The organism is Pantoea sp. E956-1 (genome assembly GCF_982223955.1).
In genome coordinates this window covers 1-7220 of sequence record NZ_CEUYZP010000018.1, presented here as the reverse complement: position 1 = coordinate 7220, position 7220 = coordinate 1, and the positions used below count along the sequence as shown (strand labels likewise).

At 52.0% G+C, this 7220-nt stretch carries 18 protein-coding genes; all 18 read right to left on the bottom strand.

Annotation, left to right across the window (positions count from 1 at the left end):
- Positions 1-141: 141 nt before the first annotated feature.
- Positions 142-438, bottom strand: coding sequence for a hypothetical protein (locus tag AC0T7J_RS24820; protein WP_473798308.1), 297 nt, complete (start codon positions 436-438; stop codon positions 142-144).
- Entirely contained in the window at positions 435-779 is a 345-nt protein-coding gene (locus AC0T7J_RS24815) for a DUF7940 domain-containing protein (protein ID WP_473798306.1), read from the bottom strand. The genes AC0T7J_RS24820 and AC0T7J_RS24815 overlap by 4 nt, the downstream gene beginning before the upstream one ends.
- Positions 776-1243, bottom strand: coding sequence for a lysozyme (locus AC0T7J_RS24810; RefSeq protein WP_473798303.1), 468 nt, complete (start codon positions 1241-1243; stop codon positions 776-778). The genes AC0T7J_RS24815 and AC0T7J_RS24810 overlap by 4 nt, the downstream gene beginning before the upstream one ends.
- Positions 1240-1479, bottom strand: coding sequence for a hypothetical protein (locus tag AC0T7J_RS24805; protein ID WP_473798300.1), 240 nt, complete (start codon positions 1477-1479; stop codon positions 1240-1242). Before AC0T7J_RS24805 ends, AC0T7J_RS24810 begins: the two co-directional genes overlap by 4 nt.
- Positions 1476-1889 (bottom strand): hypothetical protein, encoded by a 414-nt coding sequence (locus AC0T7J_RS24800; RefSeq protein ID WP_473798298.1) that lies wholly within the window; start codon positions 1887-1889, stop codon positions 1476-1478. The genes AC0T7J_RS24805 and AC0T7J_RS24800 overlap by 4 nt, the downstream gene beginning before the upstream one ends.
- Positions 1890-2885: 996 nt before the next feature.
- Positions 2886-3509 carry a hypothetical protein gene (locus tag AC0T7J_RS24795; protein ID WP_473798296.1) on the bottom strand — a complete coding sequence of 208 codons (624 nt, stop codon included), beginning with the start codon at positions 3507-3509 and terminating at the stop codon, positions 2886-2888.
- Positions 3499-3624, bottom strand: a complete 126-nt coding sequence (locus AC0T7J_RS24790; RefSeq protein WP_122983614.1) for a YlcG family protein — start codon at positions 3622-3624, stop codon at positions 3499-3501. The genes AC0T7J_RS24795 and AC0T7J_RS24790 overlap by 11 nt, the downstream gene beginning before the upstream one ends.
- Entirely contained in the window at positions 3621-3818 is a 198-nt protein-coding gene (locus AC0T7J_RS24785) for a Lar family restriction alleviation protein (RefSeq protein WP_473798293.1), read from the bottom strand. Before AC0T7J_RS24785 ends, AC0T7J_RS24790 begins: the two co-directional genes overlap by 4 nt.
- Positions 3815-4393 carry a recombination protein NinG gene (locus tag AC0T7J_RS24780; RefSeq protein ID WP_473798291.1) on the bottom strand — a complete coding sequence of 193 codons (579 nt, stop codon included), beginning with the start codon at positions 4391-4393 and terminating at the stop codon, positions 3815-3817. The genes AC0T7J_RS24785 and AC0T7J_RS24780 overlap by 4 nt, the downstream gene beginning before the upstream one ends.
- Entirely contained in the window at positions 4386-4673 is a 288-nt protein-coding gene (locus tag AC0T7J_RS24775; protein WP_473798288.1) for a hypothetical protein, read from the bottom strand. The genes AC0T7J_RS24780 and AC0T7J_RS24775 overlap by 8 nt, the downstream gene beginning before the upstream one ends.
- Before the next feature lie 267 nt (positions 4674-4940).
- On the bottom strand, positions 4941-5345 hold the full coding sequence (locus AC0T7J_RS24770) for a phage protein NinX family protein (RefSeq protein ID WP_473798285.1): 405 nt from the start codon (positions 5343-5345) through the stop codon (positions 4941-4943).
- Between the two features lie 2 nt (positions 5346-5347).
- Entirely contained in the window at positions 5348-5551 is a 204-nt protein-coding gene (locus AC0T7J_RS24765; protein WP_473798282.1) for a hypothetical protein, read from the bottom strand.
- Positions 5544-5750: a hypothetical protein gene (locus AC0T7J_RS24760; RefSeq protein WP_223563949.1), complete on the bottom strand. Its 207-nt coding sequence runs from the start codon at positions 5748-5750 to the stop codon at positions 5544-5546. The genes AC0T7J_RS24765 and AC0T7J_RS24760 overlap by 8 nt, the downstream gene beginning before the upstream one ends.
- A complete protein-coding gene (locus AC0T7J_RS24755; protein ID WP_069728497.1) occupies positions 5747-5941 on the bottom strand; it encodes a hypothetical protein in 195 nt (64 codons plus the stop codon). The genes AC0T7J_RS24760 and AC0T7J_RS24755 overlap by 4 nt, the downstream gene beginning before the upstream one ends.
- Positions 5938-6393 carry a YbcN family protein gene (locus tag AC0T7J_RS24750; RefSeq protein ID WP_473798279.1) on the bottom strand — a complete coding sequence of 152 codons (456 nt, stop codon included), beginning with the start codon at positions 6391-6393 and terminating at the stop codon, positions 5938-5940. The genes AC0T7J_RS24755 and AC0T7J_RS24750 overlap by 4 nt, the downstream gene beginning before the upstream one ends.
- 156 nt (positions 6394-6549) lie before the next feature.
- Entirely contained in the window at positions 6550-6762 is a 213-nt protein-coding gene (locus AC0T7J_RS24745) for a hypothetical protein (protein WP_473798277.1), read from the bottom strand.
- Positions 6759-6968 (bottom strand): DUF551 domain-containing protein, encoded by a 210-nt coding sequence (locus AC0T7J_RS24740; RefSeq protein WP_473798275.1) that lies wholly within the window; start codon positions 6966-6968, stop codon positions 6759-6761. The genes AC0T7J_RS24745 and AC0T7J_RS24740 overlap by 4 nt, the downstream gene beginning before the upstream one ends.
- A 1-nt stretch (position 6969) precedes the next feature.
- Positions 6970-7220 (bottom strand): hypothetical protein (locus AC0T7J_RS24735; RefSeq protein WP_473798272.1); only part of this gene is annotated, 251 nt, incomplete at its 5' end.

The following is a 7220-nucleotide window of genomic DNA, read 5'->3' as shown; positions in this document are numbered from 1 at the left end:
TCTCCGCACAACTTCACCCACAGGTCGTTGTGATCGTTAATCGCCCTGACGGTTCGGATGTCCATCAGGTCGGCGTCTTTACCGTGGGTGCGGATAACAGAATCCTGAGTGCAGAGCGAATCGACTGTGGCGACCGGCGATTCAGTCGTCGGAGTTGAATTGTGAGTTGCGCAGCCTGTCGCGCTGAGCAGAATCACTGAGAGCAGCATTGGCCTGTTTAACACTGTTCGCTTTCTCCGTGTTTTCGGATTGCTTCTTTGCCACAGCCTGAACCTGCTCAGACTTAACCTCGGCAGCTTTCACATCTGCTTTAGCCTGTGTCTGAGTGGTGCCGATTTTCTTGCCACCGACATAGGCGCTGACTAAAGCGGCCAGCACTGCAAGTCCGGCGAGAATTTCTGTCCACCAACCTGATAACAGTGAAGTGATAAGCGTCATGGGCGACTCTCCATTTCCTGCTTACTGGCGAGCAGCTTTTTCTGCCGAACAAACTGGGCAATCACCCCCATCACCACCATGAATGCGCCAATCATGCCGAGGTAGTTCTGAGGCAGAAACGATTTGATATCAGGCGGCAGCACATTCCATGCATCGAGCGCATTTTGCGGGAATGACTGCACCCACGCGCTAAGTGCGGAACCAGCTGATGCAAGCCATACGCTGTACGCCTTGAATAGAAGCTTTGCATGCGCGACAAACTCCAGACTGGTGTACTTGCGGATGAGCAGCACGACAATCACGACAGCCACTATAATCAGGATCCAGATAAGGAAGTTCATATCTTCCCCTTGTAAATATCGTAGGAACCGGTGCGCATTACTTCAGCGTGGCGTCGGGCGCGACCGGGTGTCTGGCGCGCCCAGAGGCTGTTCAGCATCTCGTTAGCGCCACTGGTGAAGTCTCCATTGGAGATGAAGATGAGTGCCTTTTTGAATTCAGCCAGACCGCTAACGCCGAGCTGGTAAGCCATAGAGATGAGAATGTCCTCTCTTGCCGGATTACATTGCTTCATCGCCGCAGCGATATTTTGGCGCTTGCTCATCTCAATCTTTTTGGCGTCAACAATCACCGCCTTCCAGACATCGCCAACACTGCGGGGAACGCTGAAAGTGTAATTACTCAGCGATGCACCTTTCGGGCCGATGCGGATTCCGCCAGCGATAGTAGGAAAGCCCAGCGTGTCGAGATAAGGCGTTTCGACGTAACCCTCTTCAAAATTCAGGATCGGGATAATCTGGCTCATTTTCGCTCATCCTGTTTTACGGCCTGCTTTAACTCCTGCTGAGTCGGGAGTTGGTCTACCTGCTTTTTGATTTCATTCACGACCTTGTCACGCGCATCGGCCTTCGCCAGATACTCGCCGCGGAAGTAGAAATAGCCAGACACGACACCGCAAGCGTAGATACCGAACGTTGTTGCCAGAATCACGACCAGCATTTGCCAGGTGATTACGGGATCGCCATTCTTATCTCTAATCATCGCGACACCCTCAATTCGTTACGCATCTCAGCTATCTGAGCTACGAGGTTCATGTTTGATGTGGTCAGCTCCCTGACCTGGGATTTAAGGCTTTCGTTCTGCTCTTCCAGATGCTTCTGAGAGCTTTCGATAATCTGCAGGCGCGCCTGAGTGTCAGCGATTGTCTTCCAGTACTGCCGGATTGTTTCATCCTTAGCCGCATTGTCAGCCCTGAGCTCAGAGTTGGTTTTTTCCAGACGCTCTATGTACTTTTCCTGCTTATCCAGCATGTCGATTTGCTGATTATCGTTAGCGTTCCTTGCCCTGTTGCTTATCCAGTAGCGGCTGAATGCGAGCCAGCCATTGATACCCACTGAAAGAGCGCCGCCCAACCCGAGGAGTATCTCTTTTGAGAAGTATTCTGCTGCCATAGCCGTCTCCGGCAACCCGGTGAGACCGGCTCATTGCTGTTAGAAGAAAAGATCGCCCGCTGCCACACAGGAAAGAGTGAGAGTCGAAGTTGATTGGCAGGGACGATAAACGAGAAAGGCCGCTCTAATGGCGACCCTTTGAAATAGTTTAGTGATGTTACTTACCCGCTACAGGGTATGCGGTGAATCTTATCCCCTGTGGAGGATGAGCCGATTAAGTGCTGCTATTCGGCTCATGGATTGTGGTGGCCGGTGCTGATCTCCGGCATGAGGTGAGTTAATGCCTAAGCATGCCTGTCGCCACTCGAACGCTAACACCTCTGAGGCATCCATCGCATCAGCCTGCGCATTCACCACAACGGAAAGAGCACTGAACTCGGGTCAGTATATCGCATTGCAATTCCAGACTCGCCGCGACAATGCTCTTACCTGTTGCGCGCTCCGTTTCGTGGAGCAGACGGCGGGTGATCAATCCGCACCTATCAGGACTTATTTAAGCGTTAATGCTCCTGCCCGTGTCTGATTTCACTCGGAAATGAAATTAGAGATGGGCGCCCATTATTAATCACACCGGGCCAGTGCGCCAAATTCGGTTATGAGGGATTGGAAGACCTCACTGACTTATAGGCTGTTAAGCCGCCATCAGAACTGCATCATCGTTTGCATTTATCTTTGTGGTTCGTTTCTAAAAACCCGCAAAGCCGCTCACGAAAACTATCGGAAAGAGCACTGATACGCGTTGTCACATTCCCCGGCGACATTTCACGGCGCGCTATTCTGGTGTCGGGGTATGCCGTTCGACCTAATGCTCTTACCTGATAACTTCGAGCCAATAAAAAAGCCCCGCCGACTGGTGAGGTCGCGAGGCTCTTTGGCATCCACATTTATGCAACTGACCGGTAAAGCTGCGATCTGTTCGCTTCACTTCCCGATCATGCCGTTAATGTGCCAGGTTACATGCCCTTTGTCTTTGTCATTTCGTGCTATATCTCATTGTCACGCTGCAATTTTAAGAATCTCCTTCTCCATTTCTCGATTGATTGCGTAAAACATTTCTCCTTCGATGATATCCATCGCCCATTCCATTCTGTTGCGGGCCTCTTTCGGTGAGATGCTGCAGTAATAAATCAGGGAGGAACCGATATTTTGCACGCTCTTGCGCTTGCAGTATCGTAATCTGGCTACGTTCCGAAGCGGGTTATCCCTTCCGAATGTCTTTACCATGACTGATTCAACAAAGGCGGCATCATCGGATTCTTTGGCGAGAGCGATGATGTTTGCCGTTGATGTCTGAGGGATAAGCAGGTCACGTGCCTTGCGGAATAACTCTTCACCACGAAGCCCTTCACAATGCAGCTGTGACACGATTTTCTCTATCTGCTTGCCCTTCTGCTCACTCCACTCACAACGCATCATCAGACGGCCAATTACGTTAACTTCTGCGCGGTCGTAATCTTCTCCACCAAGATGATCGCCCCATACGCCCAGAAGATGCCTAACCCATGCCTGCTGCGATTTGTTGATGGTCTTCCAGCCATTGCCGAATAACCGGCGCATGTCCGCTGCTGTTCTGACGCCTGACAGCCTGACGATTTGCTGATAGTCACGCTCAATGCGCATGCTTCACCCCCATCATCTTCGCTGTGTTCCGGATTATCCGGTAGTTGATCTCGTACATGCCGCGCATCTTAAGAATGCGAAGGCGGAGCCACTTCTCTCTGAGGTATTCGGTCATGCGGGCCTCCTGTTCCAAGCTCTTATTGCGTCGCGCTTGGTGGGATATGTGAGTGTTATTGGCTTGATTACACACGCTGCTGTAGCGCACCTCGCATAAACGCCTTCACCATCTCCATCCAGCTCAGACGGGCCTCCACAAAATGGACAAGCTAGCAGCGTTGCCCATTGCGGAAGTTTCAGGTCAATAATCATGCTGCTTCCCCCTGCTTTATCAGTGCTCGCAGCAAAGCCCTGTAACGCGCCCGTATCGCGTCCAACTCTTCACGAGTGTATCGGTGAGGTTCGTTGTTTGATTCGAGCGCCTGAACGCGCTGAAGGCCGATTCTGGTGATGAGGTTGATACGGTATGGGCCAATCGCGCCGGAGTGATGCACGTTGCAGGCTGCACACTGGCTGTGAACATTGTCCTCGTTGAAACGTAACTGCGAAGCTGCTGCAGTTGTCCTGTAATGCCCTGCGTGATAGCTGACTGCTGTAGTGCTGCCACAGCTGATGCAGATGTTCCCGTCCCGCGCCCGGATGTAGTCGTTGAATACCCGCTGGGTCATGTTCATCCAGTGGCTTAACGGCTTCACATCGGCTTTGCGTTTGTTCCATGCCGCGCGCTGCTCTTTCTCCTGGCGCTTTTGCTTGCGCTCGGATATTTGGTTAGCGAGTTGGATGGCACATTTGGGAGAGCAGACGGTCTGGAGGCTATTGCGGGGTATAAACTTTTCAGGACAGCATTTGCATTTCTTCGGCTTCGGCGGCTTAATGCCTTTAGCCATGCGTCAACTCCTTCTGTTGCTCGTCTTCGTGCTGGAAGCTGTCACCTTCGATTGGCATCAGGAATGCAGCAGGGCATGAGCACTTTTCACCTGGACTAACCGGAAATAACTGCGACTTAATTTTTGAACTGATAGGGGTGACAAACCACATGTCACTCCGCCCTTTGTAAGGCCCTGAACCTTCTCCATAAAACTCCAGAAGCTTCACGACCTTCCCAATGTTTTCTGCCGAGTGACTTCTGATAACGATAGCCAGCCCGCCTGCTTTTAACTCAGCCATTATCTTCCCCTCCGCACATGTTGAAGTTTGCGTCTTTCATCCAGCCTGCAGCGCAGGTATCGCATGCATACGTTTCCTGCGGTGACAGGAGCTGAGGACAGCCAACGCACACAGAAGCACACTGCTCGCCATCGCCAGTAGGCAGACTTGATTGGATGGTCCCGTTCGTGTTCTTCATATCGGTAATCGACCTCGCAATTTTCACAGTTAGCCCCGTAGTGATACTTGTCTTCTGAGGTGAGTGTTATGTGACAGCGGCAGCAGCGTTCACGCATTGGGTTGCTCCTGCATCATGAGGAAGACAATCATGGCGGCACGGAGTGGGTTGGCTGATTCCGACCTTGGGTGCACAAAAAATTTAGTGAAACCTCTGGCAACCCATACTCCAGTAGGCTCTATCTCCTGCTCGGAAACATCAGTGAACTCATAAATTGCCTCTAAATCTATGAGGTTGCTTTGGATAATAGGCCCGGCATCAGCCCATGATTTGCAGGGGTCGAATACATCTGATGACCAGGCGCCTGACTCATAAACATCACGGCATACATCATCAATTACGAATGATTTCCTGCGCTTTCCTGGCTCACCGGGAGAGTTGTAAAAGAACTCCCTCCCAAGAGAAGCGGCCACCGCACAGTTGATTTCAAAATCAGTAAGTTCGCTGTAATTCATCTTCAGCTCCACATTGGGTTTTTATACTGCCTGCTCGGTATTGGCTCGTTCCGGAACTCAGGCAGCAGCGCGCTGACCAGCCAGTAGCACGGGTCAAATGCGAGGGATTTTTTTGCCTGAATGTTTCGTGATTTGTAACTGGCTATCAGCTCATCGGCTGTTTTCGTGTCTATCGGGTCGGGGTGGGTAAACCAGGTTTCACGCATGATGCCTCCAGCTCTGCATTCCTGCTGCTGCCCTGACTGTCTCCAGATACTCAGGCGCTTTGCGTAGCCCCAGCTCGCGGGCCTTGTTTGTGACCTGCTGGCGGGGTTTATCGAACATGATTGCCAGTAAGTCAGTCGATGCATTCGCGTAGTCTCTGGTGAGGATGTCGAGATGTTCGCGGCTCCAGGTGTTTATCATGCTGCACTCCTGTATTCAGTGGTCACGACGCCGGGCGAGCCGGTTGTGTACATGGGATTGCGATCGGGGTTCTCTGGTGTCACTTCCATCAGTCCGTCAAAGCGCTGATATACGCAGTGCGGTTTGTTATGGACGTGAGCAAGCCACGCAGCCTCTTCGATAGCTGCGCCAATTTCAGTAAAGGGGGTCATTGGTTCTGCTTGTCCTTCAGTTTCTGGTACTCAGAGTCAGCGGGGATAGTCAGCGCCAGGCCGAACTGCGCGCACCACCGCTCCACCTGATTCAGGAAGAAATGCATCTCGCCTGTATCAAGACTGGATGTGTGCCGGGGTTCCCATGTGCTGACCTTCTCGCCGGTAACAAAGTCGGTATATTCGACCTGCTCACAGCCCAGATAGGTTTTTTTGAGGTTCCGCTTTACCCACTCTGGCGTAGCGTCGGCGCGCCCGGACTTAGTCAGGTATTCGCTGATTTCGCCGTACCACATGTGAGAAAGGGAGTTCTGATTGAGACTGCGCTTTTCTTTCCACGGCTTGAGGATTAGCCGGTAACAGTCGCCGGATTCGAGCAGGGGTTGAAGCTGTTGCCCGATGGCGTTGAAGTTTGACCTATGAAGCCGAAGGCCCTCTTTCGGTATCTCCATCGCGTTTGTCTCGCTTTAATGCGTCGCTGAGTAACTTCCTGATGCCGTGGCTCAGGCTGAGTGTGCCTGCATGCTTCTGCGCGAACCGACTGACGTCGATAGCCAGCTTATCCAGTTCGGCGTCTGATATGACGTGCTCAGAGCGTTTTAAGGGGATTACGCTTCCCATGATGCCTCCAGTCTCCAATGCCCCCCTGAATACCATTCAGGTGAAAACCCTTGCTCTGCGTATTCAAAGTCACGAGCTATTAAACATGTGCCTATCGTGTCTTTTGGGCGGCTCTTAAAGCCATCCCCAAATTTTGCTGACCATCTGCATTTGACTTCATTGTTTAAATAAAGTCGGTATTCAATGGTTCTTTCACTCATACATCCTCCGGTGGTGGTGGGAGTAGCTGCCAGTGAGTTTTCGGCCCTAGGAGTGTTGTCGCGCTATGCTCTACTGAACAGCTGTCACCCTCCCGGCTCGTCCAGAATCCACGCCAGCGCCATACTCCAACATCATGACCATCGCTGATAATGACCGCTTGCCTGTCGCGGGGAGTTTGGTCGCTGCACTTAATCCAGTCACCCATATCACTTCTCTCCGTTCTGATTGGTGGGCTGCTCCGGGATGATGCGGTAGGCGCAAACAAGCTTGCCGCTGCCATTTCCCCAGTTGAGGAATCCGCTATATTCAGTTTCTATCTCGCCAGTTGCATAACGAACCTGGACGGCTCGGCCTTTTACGGCTCCAGGAATTTCTCTTCCTTCCCATTCAATCCACTCTCCATCACCCCGCTCCTGCTGCTCCAGTATGGGGAGTGCAATCTCAAGGGCTTGCAGGT